The sequence below is a fragment of the Paenibacillus contaminans genome, assembly GCF_003285015.1.
GTDB lineage: Bacteria > Bacillota > Bacilli > Paenibacillales > NBRC-103111 > Paenibacillus_V > Paenibacillus_V contaminans.
In genome coordinates this window covers 186981-209704 of record NZ_QMFB01000012.1, presented here as the reverse complement: position 1 = coordinate 209704, position 22724 = coordinate 186981, and the positions used below count along the sequence as shown (strand labels likewise).

Sequence of the window (22724 nt, the reverse complement as noted above, 5' to 3'; positions counted from 1 at the left end):
CTTCTGATTGAAATGATTCAGCATTTCGTTCCATACCCCCGCGAGCTGCCAGCGACGGAACCGCGTATAAACGGTCTTCCATGAGCCGTAATGTTCAGGAAGGTCCCGCCACGGTGCTCCGGATCTCGCGACCCAAAGCATGGCGTTCAGCATTATGCGGTTGTCTTTTGCAATTCGTCCACCCGATAGCCCCGTTAAGCTGAACCATACCATAAGTGACGGTGAAAAATTGAAGTTTGAAGTGTTAGTGCGCTTGTGGAATAGATTGAATTTTAACCTCTACGGCCTTTGGGTTTAGGGGTTTTTGCTTTGATAAGGAAGCAATATTTCGCCACATTTTCCCATATTGTGATACTATAAGTGAGTCGGATTTATTGCAAATTTCAGGAGTATAAGTAAATCGGGGGGATTTACGAAGTTCGTGAATACGACGTTATGCGTAATTACTGCAACATAAAAGGTCGCTTTATAGATGTATTGGATGATGAAATTGTTGCGACCTAAACTGATTTTTTGAAACTAATCCATATATATCCACGTCTAAGGATTTGAGCTATTTAAGCCTTATTAAATGATGAGTTTAGAATGGATAACGCTTGTTCAAAAAAGAAGCCAAAGGACGAGGTGCAGGCATCAATCGGTGGCCTCGTTTGAAGTAACGGGCAGATAACTGAGTGAAGATTTTGTAAAGCATATTTGTCAATCGAGTAAAATTAGTATAATTATCCGATTAAGATCATTTAACGAAATTTTTTCAGAGAAAGGTGTGGCACATGAAAAAGGTTGCTAAGTATGCCCTGGCGATGTCACTATTGTACGGTGGATTCAGTTTTTTTAGCACCTCAGCTGCGGCGAGAATCGATTTGATGTCGAATAGACAGTTGGTTGTTCTATCGGAGACGAACCTATTAGATGACTATAGAAATCCAAATTCTATTGTTGGCTCAATTTCCGGTATGCAGATGGTAGAAGTGGCTTGTACTCTGAATGATTCGAACTGTTTAGCAAACATCCAAGGTAAAGAATATATACGTATAAAAACCTGGATCGGAGAAAAATGGATCGAGGATGATAACAAAATTACTGCCGGCGGCTATTGGGAGGAAGACAGGGACATTGCCCTTGTTGAAGATATGAAGTTATATGACCAACCCGATGTCGGTGTGTATTCCAGCGCCGAACCACCTAAAGATATAATTGCACCACAAAAAGTGCATGTTACAGCCATCTATAATTATTTATACAAAGGGGCTCATACAGGAAGGGCAATGTTGGAAGCTCCGATGTGGTATCGAATTTCTACTAAACAACAGGGGGAGAAGTGGATTGTCGATCCATTTATCCCTGAAGACTTTCAGGATAAGGAGAGATCAACTGATAGAGTCGTTAAAATGACTGGGAACGAATTGCTTTATGATCATCCCTATGTAGTTCAGGGAAAAGGAGTGAAAGCGACTCCTGGAATCGTTCAAGCGGTTGCAAGCTCCATTTTCAGGATTAAGACTCAAATTTATGAATGGTTCAAGATTCAATTACAGGATGGAACTTATAAATGGGTTAAAACGTATCCTCTATTTGAATCCGAGAGTGGACCGTTAATGCAATCCGATTTAGATAACGAAAAGATTACACTGCGAACAGCTACACGTTATTTCGACATCGACGGAGACGCAAGCAAAAGTCTGCAAAATTGGCTGCAGCCGGGAACATATATAGCTGACAAAATAAATGAAGGTTGGGCACGTATACAGACCCCGTTCGGATGGAAAGTGGTCAACCTTGATAGAGCACCATTTGAAAGACCTCAAGGAATTACAATAACAGAAGAAAAAGTACAACTAACCTCAGAAACAAAAACCTATTATTTCCCACTCACAGGAGAAGTTTCCCATGAAGCGGGCTCCTTCAAGGATCAGGAAGTCCTTTCTTTTGAAAAGTGGATTTCCCCAGAAGGGATCAATTGGTATCATATTTCAACTTACAGTGGGATCGTTTGGGTACCGGATAAACTGTTACAGGAATGAATAAGATACGGAAAGTGAAAAGAATAATTGGAAAGTATTACCTTCAAAAAGCTTGGCTATTTTAAAGGTTGTGTAGGATGTCGAGTAGCTCATTCAGCTTACTGCAATAATAAGGCCGCCGATTACTTCGGCGGCTTTCTGTGTAGGATTATGAATGAAGATTCGGATATTAAAGGTTCGTAACTATGCGCCGCGGCAGCTTTTTCCGTATTTTTCGCCGATGGACTCGTTAGGTTGAGAAGTATCATAAGTGAGAAAAAATTATGACGGATACATCGACTTTTGTCATACAAAGTGTGTAAGCATGTGAGGAATACGGAGATGAGATGCAACGATAAGGAGCCAGGACATTACCTTAGGGGAATGCCTGGCTCTTTAACGTAGAGGCACTTGTATTTTTCAGAATGAAATGGGCTGCGTTGGGTTCAACTGTAATCGCTGAGACATAGAATCTTTCATAGTTCTTTCATAGGTCAATGTTATGATATGGGATGGAAAATCATGGAGTTGATGTACGTAGGGGAAACTACAAATTTATTTGCGTCTAGGGGGTAGCAAAATGAACGATATGCAAAAACGATTTATGATGGTTTTTCTTGTGTTTGTGTTATTGGTTGGTTCTTACCCAGGGTTGATTGTGAAGGGGGGAATCGCTCACGCGGCAGACGACTTTGCAGGGGGAAACGGAACTACGGGCAACCCCTTTCAGATTGAATCGGCAGATCAACTAAATCATGTAAGGGATTATTTGGACAGTCACTTTATTTTGAATAATGATATTGATATGAGTGTGTTCGATGCAGATCATCCATGGGAGCCGATTGGCAATCAGACAACGCCATTCACAGGGAGTTTAGATGGACAAAATTTTAAAATTACCGATTTGGTCATCAATGCCCCTTCTTCTGGTCAGCCTATGGGGCTATTCAGTGTTGTAGGAGGAACAGGCAGTTTTATACAAAATCTCATTATAAATGCAGGTGAAGTAAGGGGCCTTGATTATGTAGGGATATTGGCTGGAATGAATAGAACGACCATTCGTAACGTTGGGGTTACGGGGAGCGTGTACGGTCAAAATTTTGTAGGTGGCCTGACGGGGGCAAGTAAAGATTCAAATATATCGAACAGTTATGCGACCGGCATTGTAATTGGTACAAATGATGTGGGCGGCTTAAGTGGACGAATGGATAATGGGGTTGTATCCTACAGTTATGCTGCGGTTGATGTTAGCAGCCCGGTTGATGTTGGTGGGTTTATCGGTAAACAAGAGAATACAAATATCTCTTACAGCTATGCAACTGGTAACGTAGCAGGCTGTGAAGATGTCGGCGGTTTCGTTGGAGATAATGGCAACTCGCTCATTTCCAACAGTTTTGCAACTGGAACGGTGACCGGCTCATGTGAATCTGGATTTCAAAGCGACTCTGTTGGGGGACTAATAGGGGATAATAGCGATGGAGATATTGAAAATAGTTATGCGATTGGGCGAGTAACAGGGGATTATTTCGTAGGCGGCTTAGTTGGTATTAGCGGTAGTGGATCTGTGAACAGCAGCTTCTATAATAGGGATACGACAGGGCAGTCAGGTGGTAGCGGGCAAGGTCTAACTTCTGATGAAATGAAGGACAGGCTGAACTACCCGTGGGACTTTGATACGGTTTGGGACATGCAAGTCCCACACCATGATGGATACCCCTATATAAGGGCAATTCAAGCCTTTGTAACTTATGTCGGGAACGGTACGGATGAGGGTAGTGAACAGTTTAGCAGCCAATCCTACTTGCCTGGATCATTAGTGGAAGTTCAGGACAAAAGCCAAGATTGGACGAGAGCAGGCTATCGATTTAATGGATGGAATACAGCGGCAGATGGCAGCGAGGATACTTATAGTGCTCATGATACGATCGTATTGAGCAGTAATATTCTTTTATATGCAGATTGGAAGCAGCCAGCTGTACCTGCGCTTATGACACCAATGAGCGGTGAATACACGAATAACCGCTCACCGGTGATCAGTGGTTCGGCGGATGAAGGGGTAACAGTGGTCATTAATCTGGATGGAAGCGAAGCGGCAACGGTAACGGCAGCGGATGATGGGGGCTGGTCATGGACTCCGACGGGCGAACTTGCAGATGGCTTTCATTCGGTAAGTGCTGGTGTAATAGATTCAACGGGTCATCCGGCCAGCGTATCGGCGGAGCATATGTTCACGGTGGATACGGTGCCTCCTGTCATTACGCTGATTGGAGATGCTTCGATCACCCTTACAGCAGGAACATCCTTCGTTGATCCTGGTGTGACCGTGGCAGATGCGGAAGAAGACATTCGGGTTACGATCACGGGCAGCGTAGACCATCAGGTTCCAGGCACTTATACCTTGCAATATGATGCGACAGATCGTGCAGGGAATGTGGCGGTATCGGTGATGCGTACGGTACAGGTCATTGCGCGGAGTTCAGGCGGGGGCGGAGGTGGAGATGGTCATCAGCCTTCAGACAACGCAAATCTTGCACGGCTTACCGTGAAGGCTGAGGAAGGCGAACTGGCATTAACGCCAGCATTCGCGGCAGGCACGACCCATTATCAAGTGGACACGACTGCGGACGAGGTAACGATTGAAGCGATTCCTTCCGATGCGAAAGCTACTGTAACCTTAGATAAGACCAAGCTTGTTGGAGGAATAACAGTTGCACTTGATGAGGGAGACAATGAGTTTGAATTCATGGTTAGAGCAGAGAGCGGCGTCCTCAAGACATACAACCTGACGATTCATCGTTTGACAAAGCCCGTGGAACCAGGAGCAGAAATTCCCGCCTGTACATTTCGGGATATCAAGGGTCATTGGGCAGAGCTTCCCATTTGTGAAGCCTTCGAGATAGGGATTGTCGAAGGCCAGTCAGAGACGACGTTTCAACCTCAAGCGAATATTACCCGAGTCGAATTTGTGGCCATGCTGCTACGTGCGCTAGGCATCAATTCAGGGCCCGCCGGGAGCGAGCTCCCCTTCACAGATCAGGATCAAACTCCTGCTTGGGCGACCGATGTGATTGGCACGGCAGTAGAGAAAGGCGTATTGCAGGGTTATCCGGACCGTACACTTCGACCGATGCAAAGGGTAAGCCGATCAGAGATGGTTGTCATGATGGCAAGGGCAATGAAGTGGGAGATCGAGCAGGGAGGAACCTCCTTTGCAGATGATGCGGATATTCCGGATTGGGCTAGAGGATACGTTCATGGCGCTGTTCAGAGAAATCTAGTACACGGACGTGAAGGCAATCGGTTCAGCCCGATGGATCCAGCTACAAGGGTGGAAGCAACGACGTTACTATTGCGACTGTGGCACACGCAGGCGGGAACGAAATAAGGAGTCAATGAAGGAGCTGTTCCAAAAGTCATGAAAATGACCCAGGGGCGGTTCCTTTATTTCATGATCTATGCCTATACACAACGCCTCTACTCCTCTCGCCAGATCGCCAAAGTGTCGCCGATGAAGGTAAAAAAACTATGAGCTCATAGGCTGGTTAGCAACCAGCATTTATTGATGTGATAGTCGAAATTGATGGTTACTTAGAGAATGTACAGCTTACAGGCAAAACATGTTTAATCATAGAATTAAGAAAGAAGTACAAAGTACAATATTGCCAAAAGACAATGGCCAATACGCACCGCGGCAAAGGCGTTGGCCATTTTTCGCCGATAGACCCGTTAAGCTGAACCTTATCATAAGTGACGGCGAAATTTTTGGCTAACCGCGCACAGGGCGCAAAAGTCGGAGGGTGGAGATTAGGCCACCCTTGAGGAAATTGCCACTCGGTTGGTCTCGTGAGGACTGTTGCTAGCATCAGAGCGGAGGCAGTATGGACAGGGTAATTGTCATGAATGACTTCGGAGAGTTATTTTGACTAGAGAGTTTCCTAATAGCTAGAAAAATGTTACATCCGCGGTTCGGCTCCAACAAGAAATCCACAACACGAGGTTGTGGATTTTCTTGTTTTTATTTGTTCAAGAAATATACTCAGGATAGAAAATAGACTAAAAGACCTATCTGGTTTACTGGTCGGAAATATTATACAATTAAACTGAGGTACAATTCCCTAGAACTGAGTGGTGTTAAATTTGTCAGAATATTTACTTAATCAAGTAGAAAAATTAAAAGAGAACTTAATAAATAAAGCCACAGGGAATGAGGTTGGAATTACTCACGATGAGTTTAAAAATATACGCCGAAATTTAATGACTATCCCGCATCTGAAAGAAAAGTTGCCTGATTTCGTTATTACATACAGAGATATGACAGAATTCTGGGATTTCATTAAGGAAAAATTTAATAGCTACAAAGAAAGAAGAAATTATATCATTGCGGCATTTAACCCATTATTAGATTCATTAGAGCTATCAGATTCTAGTCTTATTTTTGATTATGATAAGATTGATCGATTGGGTAATGGTGGATTTGGAGAAGTATTCAGATATAAACATAAACTGTTGGATGTAGATTTTGCGTTTAAAATATTTTCACCAATGTTTCTTAGTGAAGATGAAGGTAGTTTGCAAAGGTTTTTCCAAGAAGCACGAATCTTACTTGATTTAAATCACCCTAATATAGTGAAATTTTATGACCTTGGGATTTTGAATAATACTCCTTTTATCAGAATGGAACTAATAGATGGAATTAATTTAGTTCAACTTTTGATTAACAAAGGTATCCAGTCCCCTATTGAGGCGCTAGAAATAATTGAACAAGTAGCGAAGGCAATATCTTATGCACATCATAAAGGGAAAGTTGTTCATAGGGATTTGAAACCAAGCAATATTATGATTAATAGAGAAGGGATAGTGAAGGTGATCGATTTCGGATTAGGTATCTTTCTTGAAAAAGACCTACAGTCACGTATAACCAAAAGCAATCAAAAAGTTGCAGGCGGATTATATACAGCACCAGAACTATATGAAAACCCAAAACTTAGAGATGAACGAACAGATATATACTCTATTGGTGCAATTTGGTACGAGTTATTGATTGGAAAGCCACCAGCAGGAAATGGAATTGGTGAAAACTTATCTTGTGTTTCAAGTATTTATAAAGATGTGATTCTCACTTGCTTAAATGATATAGAGAGTAGATATGTTAATTTAGAGCAATTATTTGGGGACATAACTAAAATTAGGAGTGAAATAGGTGAGGAAGAGAGTATCAGAACTTGATTTTGGGTCTGGTGATGCTATTAATTATAAACAAAGAAATAATAAAGAGTTTTTTAATAAAATATTCTTAACAGACCACAAATTAAGAGCCATATTAAAGCCAGATAAGTATTTTTTGATAGGAGAAAAGGGGACCGGGAAAACGGCCTACTCTACATTCTTAGCAAACAATGATTACGATAACAACATTTCAGATAATATTTTTATAAGTGAGACAGAGTATAAAAGGTTTCTTAACTTGTTAATAAAACATAATCTACTTACTTCTGATATTATTCAAATCTGGAAGGTTATTCTTCTTAAGTTACTTTCTGATGGTGTTAGAAGATGCCTTGATTACTCGAATCCTTTTAAAGGAGTTTTGAATTACAAAAAGCTTGCCGATGCTATCGATGAGTACGGAGAGATTACTTCGTCAGTGCTAGGCGTTTCTGGAGCAATCGATTTAGTAGACAATGCTAGTTTGTCAATTACAGTATTTCAAAAATATTTCCCTATTCAAACACCTAATCAAATTGTCTCAAAGAACTATATGTTTGAGTTACTTTATTTGAAAAGTCAATTTGAAAAATGTTTGTCAGCTGTTAAAGTGAAGAATAGCTATATACTTTTTATTGACGGGATAGATATAAAACCTGAGGGAATTACACAAGAAGAATATATTGAATGTATAAAGGGCTTATTGAACGCTTCATGGGAAATCAATACTGGATTTCTGGGGAATATTAGGGGGTTGCAGAATTATCAAATAAAAGTTGTAGTACTTCTAAGACCTGATATTTTTGATGTAATGGGACTTCATAATCAAAATAATAAATTAAGAGATAATTCGGTAATGTTAGACTGGAGAACAACGTATAACGATTATGTGAGTTCTGGTTTATATAAAATTGCTATGAAAATGCTCATTTCCCAACAAGATTTTAGTGTTGAGGACGAGGAGAAATTATTCGAACAATACTTTCCGTATAAAATTTGGAATCATAAAAAACAGGCACAAATAGATTCTCCGTTTATTGATTTTTTAAGGCATTCATTTTATCGTCCAAGAGATATTGTGGTCTTATTCGATATCATGAAAGATTATATCGAGCTTAATAACCCGGACGCAACAGAATTTCCAAATGATACTTTTAGAAAATGTCTAGAAAGTTACTCAGAGTATTTGTTAGGAGAAGTAAAAGACCAATTGAAATTCTATTATACGGATGATGAATATCAGGTATTTTTGAATTTCTTTCATTACTTAGATGGAAATAAGGAATTTGACTATGATCAGCTATGCGAAGCTTATGATAAATATCTTGATTTTTTAAATGTTAACGGTATTGCTTGTCCTCAATTTTATCAAACAGTGGATATATTTTTACAATTTATATATGAATTAAATATCATTTGTTATGTTGAGGTTTTTGAGTCCAGGGATGATGAACTCCTGAGATGGTGTTTTAGGGAGCGAAGTTATTCAAATTTAAAACCTAAGGTTAGATTAAAATCAACATATCGGATACATTATGGTCTACAGAAAGCTTTAAATGTAGGTAGGAAAATTAAAACAAATAGTTGACCTTGTAGACCGTTGGTTGATAGAAATCAACAATCACACGTAGGCAGATTGGTTTTGCCTAGTCACGATTCGTCGCGATGAACTCCTTTCCATGATTTCAGGGCACCCTTTCTTTCTGAGGGTGCCCTGAAATTTCGCCTTTGCGATGATACGCCGAACCGTACCATAAGTAGCGGCAAGTTTTTTGTGGATGGACCCGCTAAAAAGGCGTGTGTAAGGTTTGAGGTGAAGGGTTTACCCAGAGCGACATTTTGCAAAAAACCTCGTTTTGGAGGCGTGTGGCTGTCGTCTGAGGAAGGCTGGGAAGAGCCGTACGTGGAAGACGGCTCAGACCGTGAGGGTGTAGGCAGCAGCGAACTTTTGCCGGGGAACGGCAAAAGCCCCTGCTACCGTTTGGGTGGAAGGGGCTAATCCTAAAAAACACGCATTGACCTTCTCATCGAATTCTAATTCGATGCCTTCAATTTTCTGTCCTTTTTTGACGTGGATCTGCTTCACGATCGTTTGAAGCAGACTTTTTTGTGTTTCGATGGGTGATGCGGTGAGCATCTTATGGAACTGGGAGAGCACCTGCTAAGGGCCTGCTGGAGTGTAGGGAGTTGTGGATGGTGGCCGGATCAGAGAAAATTGTTTTCCATTACTCCAGTGGCTCGACAGGGTATCCGGCGAACCGGAAACGGGAAAGGTACGGGTCACAATGTTCCTGGATTAACGCGGCGATGGTTCGTTTTCCCTTTTCAGTAAAGGTTAATGTCAGGGGGAGGAGGGGCTCCTTGTTTAGGGTAAGAACCAAAAGTTCGGTTCAGTCGGGGCCGTTGGTTGCAGCAGATCGGATGTAGCGGGATTCCCTACTGGCTGCTTTTTGTGCCTCATTTGAAACGAAGAAGGGTGATGCTAGTTCCGATACCCAGCCAAGGGCTAACTCAATCAGACTGCCTTCCCGGATCGGTGGCCCTTGGCCCAAACTTCTTCTTCGATGAAGCGGATGTCTTCAGGAGTTATGGTAATGTAAAGGTCGGTGCCATCGAAATAGGGATTCATACCGGAGCTATCCTGGAAGGTAAGTGCGAGTCGAACTTTGATGTTGGTTGGAAGGTTCGGTTTTTCCTGCTCTAGTTTGATCGCCGAGATAGCGAGAAAGTGGATGGAGCCATCTGGGTTGAATTGCTGAGTGAGAAAGTTATATAGCCGCTGTTGGAGAAAAAAGCTCATAAGTGAGTATTCCTTTCGTAGTTTATTAGTCTATGTCACGTAAAGGTTAAAAATGGACTAAACTTCGTCTACTCAATTACTTTGAAATTGCTTTCTGATAGAGTGCAGTAACTGGATATGGTAAAATAGGGATATTGAACATAATGAAGAAACAAAGATACGGCATAAGATTTTAGCTTGGAGGTAAATATGGCTATTCCCGTGCATAGTTGACGAATATTTACGGGTACAAACCCGAAAGATTAGTACTCAGTTTTCTAACATGAAAGATGCCTCTGCCCTATACGATGATTATTATGAAAGTATTGAAAATGAAAGTCTCAAACAAATATTCCCCCTATTTCATGCCATACTAAATAATTTTTTTTCATTTATGAATCAAAAGCTTTCGCCTGGCTACGGTGGACACTTCAACGCTGATCCTAGCAGGGAATTAATTGATGTAATTGAAGCTTTTCAGAAGCTCCAGGCAAATTTTAAAAAGTCACCAGTTGCCTTCGAATTAGACCCATATTACATGGATTTGATTGTTAGGTGCAGTTCCTTTTTAAGTAAAAGTGGAGGCAGCCCCATCCCTTCTGATTTTCCGATGATTGAACTGATTGAGCATCGAACTATATTTTCAATTGTTGAACGTCGTGGAAGTTAAGCGTTCACCGAATAAAGAAGTATTTCAGACCAAGTTAATCGGTGGTGGCTCATACGCCCAGGTATTCAAATATAAAGATCCGTATTATAATCGCTGGTTTGCCTTAAAACGTGCAAGAGTTGATTTAACGCCCAAGGAATTACAGAGATTTAAGAATGAATACGAGATTACGCGTAAGTTTCACTCCCCGTACATTATCGAGGCTTATAACTACAACGAAGAAAAGAACGAATATACTCTCGAGTATGCTAATGGAGGAACACTTGCTGATTACATCCGTGTCAACAACACTAAGCTGGATATGCAAGAACGGCTAAAGCTTATTGGTCAGCTTTTTAATGCCTTCCTTTACATTCATGAGAAGGGAATTTTTGCATCGAGACATTAGCTACCACAATATTCTGATTCATCACTTTGATCAAATGTGGACTGTACTCAAGATATCTGATTTTGGTTTGGTAAAAATCCTAGAAAGCTCATTAACGAGTAAAGATTCGAGTGTGAAAGGTTCACTTAACGATCCTGATTTAACAAAAGTGGGATTTGCAAGCTATGAAGTGCGCCATGAGATATACGCTCTGACCCAGATTGTAAACTTTATACTTTGTGGGAAAAAGCATGGGAATGGGCTCTATAGTGAGAGCCAAGCAGTTAAGGGGTTCCTTTTAAAAGGTTTGGCTGCAAATAACAGTGTTTTCACAAATTTAGCCCTTGGACCGAACAAATGAAGGTTGGCGATTATACGTCACGACGCATTTTTCGCCGATATCCCTGTTAAGCTGAACCTTTCCAGGAAAGTAAACAGTGAAGCCTAACTCATATGCATTCTGTAACATCGAACAGGCCCCAAAGGGTAACCAAGAACGAGGAAAAGGCGGTAGGTACGGTCAATTACTTCTCCCCTAACACATTCACTCTCTCCTGTAATCCTTCTACAACTTCTTTTGGTATTTCCCTGACCTTGATATCTCCACCTAAGAAAAGTAGCCAATTTGTTACTTCGGCCAATTCATCCGGATGATGAACATTGATGAACGTCTTTAAAATAGCCGTAGTTTGATAAGGATTCGTGTATGAAATTGTAATTTTTAATGGATGGTACTTTTTGAACTGGGCAATCGCCTTGGGACCAAGTTCGAGGACTAGGTTGACGGCTTCTTCCTGCTTGCTTAGTTGTTCTACTATCTTCTTCTTGCTTATTCTTTTTTTCTCGGGGTATGGTTTGACATCGGTGAGATTGTCGACTGGAATAATCCGCCTCTTTCCCTCCTCTAGGTCGAAGCCTTCAATTTGCCAAGAGCTTTTTTCACGATATAGGCGCATGAGATAGATAGGATAAGACTTTATTTCCCTTCCTTCTTCGACGGAAACCACTAAGTAGCAGTCCACAAGAAGGATTTGGATGAGTTGTTCAAACATAGGATGGGGCAAATCCGATAGATCAAGCAGGTCAGGATTGTGGGGATTGGTACCTTCGAAGAGCAAGATTTGATTTAACAGAACAAGATCATCTTGCTGATTCTGAGAGATGAGACCGAGCAATTTTTCCGCTAAAGAGTGGCGACTCTTGAGATAAGGGAGTTGTAGATTTCGTGTGGCCATGAAGGCGATAAAAAGAGCCTTAATCTCATTATCGGTAAAGCGGACAGTGGGCAGGACGGAGTTGTTCATCACAAAATACCCCCCGTCCCTCCCGACTTCGGCGACTAGAGGCATTCCCATCGCTTCAATTTCCCTGATATCTCTAATCGCCGTCGAACGGGAGATGTTAAACTCTTGCATGATTTCCGAAATGGTAAAATGGGCGCGGTTGTTGATGTACCGCATGATGATGTTAATCCGTTCTACTTTTTTCATAGGGCCCTCTAAACAGTATCATATTTTGACATGATTTATGGTTATTATAAACCCATCAAGAGAAAAAACAAATGACTTGATCAATTAGAAAAAAAGGAGCTGGGATGATGGCAACGTATACCCTTGAGGAAAAAGGCGGCTTTATCGTTCTCGGTATTGGAACGGAACTGAAGAGCGATTACACGGACTATGCCGGCATGAACGAGGAGAAGGAAAACTTTTGGCGGACAGTGGAGCGGGATGGAAGGCTTGACGCTTTAAAGGCTGTCGCTGCGAACGACTACATCTTTGCCGTGAACGAAGCGGTAAACCGCAAGAGGATGTATTATGCCGGCGTCATGACGGAAGCATCGGTACCGGAAGAACACAGAGTGATCCAATTCCCTAAGGGACAATACCTCGTCATTAAAGGCGAAGGGAAGACGGCTGATGAGTTGAGTCGTATACTTACCGGCATTGCCTTTGGTCAAGTCTTGCCGGAAGCCGATAACTTCGCCTATGTCGGCGGGCCCAATGCAACGGTTGAGATGGGGCAGCGAGACGGCCTTGTATATGGGGAAATGTGGATTCCGGTTGTGAAGAAGTAAACGAGATCAAAGGAGGAATGGGAATGAGCACGATTACTGGTAATGAAAAAATCGCGAAAGTTGAATCCCGCCCTATTGGAAGAATGGCCGCTTATTGGACCGTCACCATAATTCTCGCATTCTCTATTACATTAAGCGGTATCGGGCAATTGATGCGATATGGCGGCAATGTGGATTTAGTGACCAATATCGGTTTCCCGTTGTATGTCACGAACATTCTCGGAGCTTGGAAATTGCTTGGAGTCATTGCGATTGTAATGCCAGGTTTCCCCCGGCTTAAGGAATGGGCTTATAGCGGTATCTTTTTTCTAATGACGGGTGCGGCCTTATCTCATGCGTTCGCTCAGGATTACGGCGACGGTGGATTCCATATAATTCTTCCGCTTGTCTACGCTGCGCTTAGCATCGCCTCCTGGGCACTGCGCCCGAAAAGCCGCAAACTCTAATGGGGAGCGAAATTAACGTCAGCCCGTTCGTGACTCTGATAGACTTCCACTACCTAAGGCACTAATATTAAGTAGGAGCGCTGTGGGAGAATACAGTCGCTCGCCGTCTAAACAGTATCGTATTTTGACATGATTTATGGTTATGATAAACCTATCAAGTGAATAAACAAATCAATTGATCCACTCAAAAAAGGAGCTGGGATGATGGCAACGTATACCTATGAGGAAAAAGACAGCTTTATCGTTCTTGGTATTGGAACGGAGCTGAAGAGCGATTACACGGATTATGCCGGCATGAACAAGGAGAAGGAAAGCTTTTGGCGGTCAGTGGAGCAGGATGGAAGGCTTGACACGTTAAAGGCCATTGCTGCGAACGACTACATCTTTGCTGTAAACGAAGCGGTAAATCGCAAGATGATGTATTATGCCGGCGTCATGACAGATTCATCGGTACCGGAAGAACATAGAGTGATCCAATTCCCTAAGGGACAGTACCTCGTCGTTAAAGGTGAAGGGAAGTCGGCTAATGAGTTGAGTAGTATGCTTACCGGCATTGCCTTTGGTCAAGTCTTGCCGGCAGCCGATAATTACGCCTATGTCGGCGGGCCCAATGCAACGGTTGAGATGGGGCAGCGGGACGGCTTCGTATATGGTGAAATGTGGATTCCGGTTGTGGAGAAGTAAACGAGATCAGTAGGAGGAATGTGAAATGCCCCAGATCGTTGATTTTAAAAATGTGTCTACGGTTGGTCTGGAATCTTCGCCAGTAGCAGAAACGCTAGCTGGTTTGCGTGCGAATGAAGCCCGTTACTTCATGAACAAATACAAGCACGAATTTACGGTCGTACCAGCCAGCGAAAGCCAGGAGACGCTTGATTATGTGAAACGAGTTTTGAAAGAAGAACGTGGTATTGTGTTTGCGGCCCAACCTTTAGAAACATCGCGTTTTCAAGTAGAAAATATCAATTGGGCCTTCGTCTTTTATGAGGATGGTCTGGCGGTCAATGTCTTGTATACGGTGGATGATCCTAAGAAGCGGGCCGTAGGGTTTAAGCTATCTGAGGGGATGGAAGTACCTAAGGAGTTGGAAGAGAAGAAGTTCAAATTTGCAAGACAGAAGTCCAAACTGGCTGGGACAATTCGAGGTTCGTTCTTCGTCATTAAAGGAGAATATTGAAGCAATCAACGCCCCTTAGAATGGAACGGCTTACCTAGAGGGTTAGTCCAATATCCATTCTAAGGGGTGCAATTATTTACACAATATCATCTGATGTACGGTTACGGGTATTATACTGGATCAATGTCGAGAGGTGTAGAAGCCTGTAGAGTAATGGAGTAAGGTGCTATAGTGATATGTGTCTAACCCTCTAGAAATGGATTCTAGAGGGTTGTTTACATGGGGAAATACGACAATTTTCTCCATGCCTGTGGTATGATTGTGTGTATGTAGAGGCTCTGAGAGCATACGGAGAATTAGAGATTCAATAATAATAAAAAATCAGAACTAGAATTGGATTCACCCGCAGGAGGGATTAAAGGGAAGTATGAGGACTAACAAGAGAAAGATCGTGAACGCGCTAAAATTTCTTTTTCCCGAAACCCAACTTGTACAGTTGGTTCGGACAGAAGGCTTTATTGCTCGGAAAGAAGCTCCTCCGGCTCAGTCAAGGCCGGAGCAGTCGGTGCCATCCAATCAATACGGAGCCGACGCCGGAAGAGCCGGGAGTGCCTATTCTGCGCAGAATGCGCCGGGACAGAGCCCTGCTTCGCCTCCTTCCCGACCTGCTCGAGCTCAAACCTTCGCATCCTCGGGGCAAGTCCGGAATGACACGCGAAGCGCTTCGTCTCCCAAGCAGCTCGATCAATTGTTCCAGGAAGCAGAGAAGAATGTAAACAGAGAGGTTATTGGTCAGCAGCTCTTCGTAGGTGACTTGGCAGCGGGATATAAGCAGGGATACATAAACGGGCGCCAGGATAAGGCGAAAAATATTATTTTATTGGCCGGTGCCGCTGGAACGGGCAAAAAAACGGCATTGGAGCAGCTGGTGAAAGAGCTGCATACCTGCGAGCTCACCTCCAATCCGCGCATAGCCGATATCGATTTGAAGCGTTACGAGGCGGATGAGATAACGGGAAATTTCATTAAAGATATGGCAGAGGCCTTTCAACATTCGGAAGGCACGGTGTTATTTAGAGGGGTCAAGGAAGCGGATCCTGCTATTGTCCATCTGATCGCCCTGCTTGCCGCGGAAGGCAGCTTCCGTACCAAAGAAGGAGTGCGCGTAAGCGCGGCGGATTATTTCCTTATTTTTTACATCGACGGGCCTGTAGAAAGAGCAAACGAATACGGACAAATCCCGGCCGCGCTGACAAAGCAACTGCCCGCTTCTATCTTGCAAAATATTCAGGCGGCGGCGATCTCTTCAACGTTGGATCGGGCGACGATGCGGCGAATAGCCGAAATATTGATGGGGGGAGCAGTAAACGAGTTGTCGCGGGACATGCAGTTGAAGATTTCCGTCCACCCTTCCGTGTTTGAGGCTTTGGCCGATATAGCCGCAATGAATAAAACATTCGGTGAAGCTGTGCAGCACTGGGTTGAAAATGAGCTTACAGTCGTATTGTCCGGTTTGCGTGCCCGGAATGAGATTCGCCGCAATGAGACTGTGCGTATCCGTTTTAAGAGCGATATATTTGTTGTGGAGTCGAATTCGTTCGAATTTCCGATTAAAGCGCTGTCATTCGTTCAACCAGAATCAATTGACGATGTTTTGAAAGAGTTAAATGCGCTAACCGGCCTGGAGTCCGTAAAAAAGTTTGTATACGAGCTCATGGAGACGGTTCAGGTCAACAAGCTAAGGGCCAGGGATGGAGATAGCTCTGTGGCGATGTCGCTTCATATGGTATTCTCCGGGAATCCCGGAACCGGCAAAACGACGGTCGCCCGCTTAATCGGCCGGATTCTGAAGTCGTTGGGATTGCTTCCGCAGGGCCAATTGATTGAGGTAGCAAGACAAGAGCTTGTCGGACAGTATGTAGGCTCGACAGCTCCCAAGACGATGGCGCGGGTCAATGAGGCTTTGGGAGGCGTGCTGTTCATCGACGAAGCGTATACGCTCGCCCGTCACGATCACGATACGTTCGGCACTGAAGCAATCGATACAATCGTCAAGGCGATGGAGGATCATCGTGATAATCTGGTTGTTGTATTGGCGGGGTATACTCAGGAAATGGAGACATTCCTGCGATCTAATCCCGGCCTGCGTTCAAGGTTTCCATTCATCGTGGAATTCCCTGATTACAAGGCTGCAGACATGCTGGAAATTATGATTCAAATGACGGAGAAAAACGGTTTCCGGATTGAAGCGGGCGCTTATGAAGGATTGATGGAACTGTTCGACCAAAAGCAAATCCCCGGCCGCAATGACAGCGGCAATGGCCGGCTCGTCCGCAATTTATTCGAGGAGGCTGTTCGGAAGCAAGCAATTCGAATTAGAGGGATGATGGCGGATGAAAGTACGGGAGCAGATTTGCAGCTGTTATTGGAAGCGGACTTTGGAATCGGAGAGAAGGCAGCATTTAACATCGAAAACGAGCTTGCCGGCATTGTGGGCCTGGATACCGTCAAAACATTCGTCCGAACGCTGGAGAAACAGCTTATTGTGAACCGAAGACGGAAAGAAGCCGGCGTTCATGTGGATACGGGTCAGACTCTCAATATGATCTTCTCGGGCAATCCCGGTACGGGCAAGACGACGATGGCGCGTTTGCTGGCAGGAATGCTCAGATCGATGGGATATTTGAAAAAAGGACATTTAATCGAGGTGGACCGCTCCGATCTTGTAGGGCAGTATGTTGGCCAGACGGCGAATAAAACCAAGCTGGTTGTTGAATCTGCTCTTGGCGGCGTACTCTTCATCGATGAAGCTTACGCGCTGACGGAAGATGGCGTACAGGGCGGCGGCTTCGGCAAGGAAGCGATCGATACGCTCGTTCGTCTTATTGAGCTTCATAAAGACAATCTGGTCGTTATATTGGCCGGATATACCGAAGACATGCAGCGGTTTGTCCAGGTCAATCCGGGGTTATCCTCGCGCTTCCCGCTGCAAATTGAATTTCCGGATTATACGGCGGAGGAAATGCAGCGTATTGCCTTGATGATGGTTAAGGCGCGCGGTTTCTCGCTGGCTCCGGACGCGGCCGGATTGCTCGTCGCCTATTTCAATGAGAAGCAAATACCGGGCAGAAAGGACGGGGGCAACGGCCGGCTTGTCCGCAATACACTGGAGGAAGCCATTCGCAAGCAAGCCGAGAGGCTGGCCGATGTTCCCGATATGGCGGCGGATAAGCTGAATGGGCTTACTGCGGAAGACTTCGGGCTGTCGGCTAATACGGACTTGTCCGTTCAAAAAGGAGATGCGCTTGGAGCGTTGGACACCGTTGTTGGTTTGACCTCCGTCAAGGAGTTCGTGAGAAGCCTGTCGGCGCAAATCGAGGTGGCCAAGCGACGCCAGGAGCTGGGGCTGCCCAAGGCATCCGCTCAAGCGCTACATATGGTGTTCAAAGGAAATCCGGGAACCGGCAAAACAACCATCGCCCGCATTCTGGCCAAGCGTTTGAAAGAGTTGGGCGTGGTGAAGGCCGACACGCTGGTTGAAACTGATCGATCCGGTCTTGTTGCCGGTTATGTGGGACAAACCGCGCTCAAGACGAAAGAAGTGATCGAACGCGCGCTTGGCGGAATTTTGTTTGTCGATGAAGCTTACGCTTTGGCGGAAGGAGACCAATTTGGTCAGGAAGCGATCGATACTCTTGTCAAAGCGATGGATGACTACAGGGATCGGCTTATCGTTATATTGGCCGGGTACGAAGATGATATGGAGCGATTCCTCAGCCGCAACGCGGGGCTTCGCTCCAGATTCCCCAATATCATTACTTTCTCTGATTATACAGCGGAGGAAATGCTGCAAATCGCGCATCTGTTGGTGAAGGCGCAGGGATATACATTGGCCGAGGATGCCGAAGGTAAGCTTCTGGCAATCCTGAAAACCTACGTGGGAGATATTACGGCAGGCAACGGCCGCCTTGTCCGGAATTTGGTTGAGAAAGCGATAAGACATCATGCTTTGCGGTTGAGCAGAAATGCCCATGCTACGGTTGAAGAACTGTCTACCTTAGAATCTGGGGATTTCGAAGCACGAGCGGAGGCGATGCAATGAAAATATTGAAGTGGTTGCTGGCTATTATTTTCTTCCACCCTGTAATGATTTCCGTAATTATCCTTACACTGATGATTCCTTTCATGATCTACGGAGATATCAAAGGAATTTTGATCCACGAAGTTCCGGTTAGCGAAGGCAGCCTCATTATGTTAAGCTTTTGCGGTTTTTTTGTTTATTTGGCTTTGAGAAGCAGCTTTTTAGGCATACCTTATCGAAAAATTACGATTCTGCTTCCTATGTTGCAAATGGTTATCTATACAAGCCTGGCTTTGGCCGCAGCATTCATGATTATAAATAAATGGGCTGATCAGGGACTCTATTCCAAAGGATGGGCCATCACGCTCGCATTGCTCGCCATTGTAGTTATCCGTTTACTTATGTCTTTGCTTTACTGGAAGTACCCTATTGTTCAGCGGAAAGGTGAACATTAAATACGCTATTGCGAGGAGAGGGAAATTGGAGAATAATCGGCAAAATATGAAACAGTCGAAATCATATGAGCAAAAAGGGTTCGGTTCTGGACAGACTGGGGGTGGCGATCCGGAATATCGGGAAGCGATGGCCAACCTGGACGTACCCGCTGCCGGAAAGAACAGGAATAGGAACAAGCACCGATTTTGGATTGGGATCGCTGCACTGGTTACATTCGGAACGGCCATGTATTTTAACAGCTCAACAAGCGGGCTTGATGGTGTCCGATCCAACGGGATAGGCAAAGGAATGGAAGCTGGTAAGCTGCTTGTCGCGGCAGACGATTCTGCGGGACTAGAGGCCAGAGACTTTGAGATTCAGATGAAAAAGAATATGGCTTCAAGCCGCATGTTGATCTGGGATTTCGCAGCGGAAGACGGCGATTTCGTAACGGTGAAGGTGAACGGGGAAGTTCTTGCAACGAACATAGGCATCCTGCATATGCCGGTATCGTATGATATTCCCATTCCGAGTGTAGTTGAAATTATAGGGGTCAAAGATGGCGGCGGCGGCATCACCTACGGGGTCAAGTTCCCAGGCGCCGTTCAAAACAACGCCTATTTCAACGCAGCGCCGGTAGACTCCGCTAACGTGTATACGATAACTGGACAGTGAGAAGTATATGTTGCTTAATGGGGGATAAGCCGCTTGACACGTGGGAAGGCAAGCCCTCCGCCGTACTTTCGATATGCTGAACTGTACCGCAGTGACGGTGAAAAATATTGTTGTGTGGTATGGTGGGGGGAATGTTAGTGGGCGTGTGGTATAAAGGAATACAAAGAGCCCTTGAGCCCTTGAGCCCTTGAGTTTCAGTTTTTTTAGTTCTTCCTAACTAAAAATCTCTATCATTCTTTCTGCACCCGATGTTTGATATCGTTACTAGGTGAGCTTTCCGAAAACAAATAAAGAGCGCCCTGCCGGGTGCTCTTTATTAACATTTTGACATAAACGGGACTTATCTATTTGAGGCAGTCAACAACGACTCTCTCGTCACCTGCGACGAGCGCTTGCTTCAGGATGCAGGAGGGAAATTTCATCGTAAAAAAGGGCCACCCGAAGCCGCCGAAGCACGCTCGCTGCGGCCGGCTCCGTCGCCCCTTTATCATTTACAACTCATCCAACCCGCGCTGCAAATCTTCCATGAGATCGTCGATATCCTCTAGCCCGACGGATATCCGAATCGTGCGCTCAAGTCTCGTTTCCCATTCGGTTCGGGTAGTCTGCTCGGGATGTATGCTTAAGCCTGGCGAGTAAATCAAGCTTTCGAAGCCGCCCCAGCTTACGCCGATTTGAATAGCTTCAGACTATTCATCAATTGTTTTACCGCGTCGGCGCCGCCATGCAGCTCAAAGCTGAATAATCCCGTAATATCGCTGAACTGCCGTACGGCCAGCTCATGCTGTTCATGCTGCTCGAGCAGAGAGTCCAGCTGTAGCTTCGCTTTGCCAGCCGGTTTCCCTAAGGTTCAGCCGCTCGGTTCCGGTCAAGCGGACTAGAGGGGGCAAATGCTCCGTATTCCCCCGGAAAATCGAAATTTCAAAGGAGGAGGCTAAACCATGGCTATGCCGAACAAAAGCCCGGATTTTTGAACATGGGACGGACTGGTCAGACAAGAGGGGACTTGACTGGGGGGAACCATGCTGTTGGGCTTGTAAACGACATTTCGATGCTAAATATAATTTAAACAAGCCCCAAGCAACACGATTTGTTCATATTGCCGAGGAACTAAAAAGACGTAGGTAAGTCCTTACATTTTACACATACTCCCATGCAAGCTTCAACCTTCTCATGCTTGCTCCATCCGGTCGATTATATTGCCAGTAGGATGAGTATTGATAACATTTCGTTAATACTGGCCTCATAAAAACCTTCATAATGCTTTGTACATCCCCATTTGAACATATATTTCCATTCATGAACTTTCATCTTGCAGGTTTCTAAAATGAAACACAATGCTTTGTTTACCATAAATATTCATTCCATAGGTCGATTAATATCTGCAATAATGTACTATAGGTCCTTTCTTGTGAGATGTAAGATATGAGAATAATGCAAGTTAAGGAGTTCTCATGGATATTACATCTTTTTTGATTTACTGTTTTATTGCTACCTTTACGCCTGGTCCCACGAATATCGTCATCTTGTCCACTGTACACAATCTTGGGGCGAAAAGAGCGATGAGATATACGTACGGAGCAACGATTGGTTTTGGCTTCTTGCTGGTTGTCTCCGCGATGTTAAACACGATGCTCATCACGGTCATTCCGAAAATAATTATCGTGATGCAGATCATCGGAAGCGGGTATATGCTCTATCTTTCTTATCTAATTTACAAAGGGAGTTCATCCAACTCCGCTGCAGACCAGACGGCTACCTTTTTGTCAGGCTTACTCATGCAATTTCTTAATCCGAAGGTAGTGCTATTTGCATTGACTGTTATTCCAACTTTTATTGTGCCTAACGATCGTTCAAGCACAGCGATGGCAATAAGCATTATGGTCATCACAGGAATCGGATTTTTAGCCTTTATGACGTGGGTGCTTTTCGGTACGATTTTTAAGGCGTTCCTAGAGAAGTATAACAAGACATTTAAAGCATTAATGGCTTTATCTCTCGTTTATGCTGCGGCCATGATTTGGATGTAGAGACGCTTAGAATGAGGGGATTGGAATGAACAATTTTCTTTATAAGAAATCCAGCGGAATTACGGCGCTGTCCGCAAGTATGACTGATTTTACTTATAAAAAGCATGCTCATCAAGAGTATGCCATAGGCGTTACGTTACGCGGGATTCAAGAGTATACTTTAGAGGGCAGCATCCAATTATCCTATCCGAACGGCGTTATGCTTTTTAGCCCGGAACAGGCCCATGACGGAATGGCGCATGATAAGACGGGGTTGGATTATGTCATGCTTTATATAAAGCCCCAATTGCTTACGGAGTCAATAGAGAAAAAGGATATCTTACAGTTTGCCAAACCGGTTGTATACGATGTTCGATTGGAAAAACGTATATTGATCCTTGCCGACGCCATATTGAAGGACAAGGACGAAGCCTACTGTAGCGAATTATTTTTATCCCTTACGGATAATCTCATACAAACCAAGCTTTCGACTGACGATAAGAAGGAAGACGCGCTAATTCGAAAAGCAAAGGATATGCTTCATTCCAACCTAGAACAGGTGCTAAAACTTGACGAGATATGCAAAGAGATTCAACTATCGAAATTTCAGTTTATCCGGGTATTCAAGGCTCATACCGGAATTTCGCCTTACCAATATTTCCTTAACTGCAAAATTGAACGTGCCAAGCAGCTAATCGAAAAAAATAGAGACATCTATTCTGCAGTAGCAGCTTGTGGTTTTGTAGATTTAACACATTTAAACAAACACTTTAAAAGCATATATGGAACAACGGCGTATGAATACATGTCGCATATAAATTCGGAAAAGAGGAAAAATTAAGGAATCACCAAATTCCATT

19 protein-coding genes and 2 pseudogenes are annotated in these 22724 nt (G+C 44.2%); 16 read left to right on the top strand and 5 right to left on the bottom strand.

Annotated elements, in window-relative coordinates; translation table 11 throughout:
• Positions 1-21: 21 nt before the first annotated feature.
• Positions 22-213: pseudogene (locus DQG23_RS42745) on the bottom strand (transposase); the annotation flags it as partial.
• Positions 214-773: 560 nt separating this feature from the next.
• On the opposite strand from DQG23_RS42745, the gene DQG23_RS20950 reads away from it, so the two are divergent.
• From DQG23_RS20950 to DQG23_RS20935, 4 genes are all read left to right on the top strand, one after another.
• Positions 774-2024 carry a hypothetical protein gene (locus DQG23_RS20950; RefSeq protein ID WP_113032827.1) on the top strand — a complete coding sequence of 417 codons (1251 nt, stop codon included), beginning with the start codon at positions 774-776 and terminating at the stop codon, positions 2022-2024.
• Positions 2025-2583: 559 nt separating this feature from the next.
• A complete protein-coding gene (locus tag DQG23_RS20945; RefSeq protein WP_113032826.1) occupies positions 2584-5388 on the top strand; it encodes an S-layer homology domain-containing protein in 2805 nt (934 codons plus the stop codon).
• Between the two features lie 752 nt (positions 5389-6140).
• Entirely contained in the window at positions 6141-7229 is a 1089-nt protein-coding gene (locus DQG23_RS20940) for a serine/threonine protein kinase (RefSeq protein WP_113032825.1), read from the top strand.
• The gene (locus DQG23_RS20935) at positions 7204-8796 is read left to right on the top strand and encodes a P-loop ATPase, Sll1717 family (protein ID WP_113032824.1); all 1593 of its coding nucleotides are present in this window, start codon (positions 7204-7206) and stop codon (positions 8794-8796) included. Before DQG23_RS20940 ends, DQG23_RS20935 begins: the two co-directional genes overlap by 26 nt.
• Positions 8797-9123: 327 nt before the next feature.
• Here the strand turns inward: DQG23_RS20935 and DQG23_RS20930 are convergent, their stop codons facing one another.
• Both DQG23_RS20930 and DQG23_RS20925 read right to left on the bottom strand, forming a co-directional pair.
• Positions 9124-9366, bottom strand: coding sequence for a hypothetical protein (locus DQG23_RS20930; protein ID WP_113032823.1), 243 nt, complete (start codon positions 9364-9366; stop codon positions 9124-9126).
• 357 nt (positions 9367-9723) lie between these two features.
• Positions 9724-10008, bottom strand: a complete 285-nt coding sequence (locus DQG23_RS20925; protein ID WP_113032822.1) for a hypothetical protein — start codon at positions 10006-10008, stop codon at positions 9724-9726.
• Between the two features lie 262 nt (positions 10009-10270).
• On the opposite strand from DQG23_RS20925, the gene DQG23_RS42215 reads away from it, so the two are divergent.
• Genes DQG23_RS42215 through DQG23_RS20915 form a run of 3 tightly spaced genes read left to right on the top strand, consistent with a single transcriptional unit; the run spans position 10271 to position 11385 of the window.
• Positions 10271-10657: a hypothetical protein gene (locus DQG23_RS42215; RefSeq protein ID WP_158560615.1), complete on the top strand. Its 387-nt coding sequence runs from the start codon at positions 10271-10273 to the stop codon at positions 10655-10657.
• Positions 10647-11045, top strand: coding sequence for a protein kinase family protein (locus DQG23_RS20920; protein WP_158560614.1), 399 nt, complete (start codon positions 10647-10649; stop codon positions 11043-11045). Before DQG23_RS42215 ends, DQG23_RS20920 begins: the two co-directional genes overlap by 11 nt.
• Positions 11029-11385 (top strand): hypothetical protein, encoded by a 357-nt coding sequence (locus DQG23_RS20915; protein WP_158560613.1) that lies wholly within the window; start codon positions 11029-11031, stop codon positions 11383-11385. Before DQG23_RS20920 ends, DQG23_RS20915 begins: the two co-directional genes overlap by 17 nt.
• Positions 11386-11548: 163 nt before the next feature.
• Here the strand turns inward: DQG23_RS20915 and DQG23_RS20910 are convergent, their stop codons facing one another.
• The gene (locus DQG23_RS20910; RefSeq protein ID WP_113032819.1) at positions 11549-12514 is read right to left on the bottom strand and encodes a helix-turn-helix transcriptional regulator; all 966 of its coding nucleotides are present in this window, start codon (positions 12512-12514) and stop codon (positions 11549-11551) included.
• A 107-nt stretch (positions 12515-12621) separates the two neighbouring features.
• On the opposite strand from DQG23_RS20910, the gene DQG23_RS20905 reads away from it, so the two are divergent.
• The 7 genes from DQG23_RS20905 (at position 12622) to DQG23_RS20875 (ending at position 19855) form a co-directional block, all read left to right on the top strand.
• The gene (locus DQG23_RS20905) at positions 12622-13101 is read left to right on the top strand and encodes a GyrI-like domain-containing protein (protein WP_113032818.1); all 480 of its coding nucleotides are present in this window, start codon (positions 12622-12624) and stop codon (positions 13099-13101) included.
• 23 nt (positions 13102-13124) lie between these two features.
• The gene (locus DQG23_RS20900; protein ID WP_113032817.1) at positions 13125-13547 is read left to right on the top strand and encodes a DoxX family protein; all 423 of its coding nucleotides are present in this window, start codon (positions 13125-13127) and stop codon (positions 13545-13547) included.
• Positions 13548-13751: 204 nt separating this feature from the next.
• Complete coding sequence (locus DQG23_RS20895) at positions 13752-14231, top strand: GyrI-like domain-containing protein (RefSeq protein WP_113032816.1); 480 nt, start codon at positions 13752-13754, stop codon at positions 14229-14231.
• Between the two features lie 25 nt (positions 14232-14256).
• Positions 14257-14724, top strand: coding sequence for a phage tail protein (locus DQG23_RS20890; RefSeq protein WP_113032815.1), 468 nt, complete (start codon positions 14257-14259; stop codon positions 14722-14724).
• Positions 14725-15412: 688 nt separating this feature from the next.
• Positions 15413-18766: an AAA family ATPase gene (locus DQG23_RS20885; protein WP_238177955.1), complete on the top strand. Its 3354-nt coding sequence runs from the start codon at positions 15413-15415 to the stop codon at positions 18764-18766.
• Complete coding sequence (locus DQG23_RS20880; protein ID WP_113032813.1) at positions 18763-19200, top strand: hypothetical protein; 438 nt, start codon at positions 18763-18765, stop codon at positions 19198-19200. Before DQG23_RS20885 ends, DQG23_RS20880 begins: the two co-directional genes overlap by 4 nt.
• 25 nt (positions 19201-19225) lie before the next feature.
• Positions 19226-19855 (top strand): hypothetical protein, encoded by a 630-nt coding sequence (locus DQG23_RS20875; protein ID WP_113032908.1) that lies wholly within the window; start codon positions 19226-19228, stop codon positions 19853-19855.
• A gap of 491 nt (positions 19856-20346) precedes the next feature.
• Here the strand turns inward: DQG23_RS20875 and DQG23_RS43035 are convergent.
• Positions 20347-20609, bottom strand: a pseudogene (locus DQG23_RS43035) (PLP-dependent transferase).
• A gap of 700 nt (positions 20610-21309) precedes the next feature.
• Between DQG23_RS43035 and DQG23_RS20860 the strand changes: the two are divergent.
• On the top strand, positions 21310-21885 hold the full coding sequence (locus DQG23_RS20860; protein WP_113032811.1) for a LysE family translocator: 576 nt from the start codon (positions 21310-21312) through the stop codon (positions 21883-21885).
• 25 nt (positions 21886-21910) lie between these two features.
• On the top strand, positions 21911-22705 hold the full coding sequence (locus DQG23_RS20855; protein WP_113032810.1) for an AraC family transcriptional regulator: 795 nt from the start codon (positions 21911-21913) through the stop codon (positions 22703-22705).
• The last annotated feature ends 19 nt before the right edge of the window (positions 22706-22724 follow it).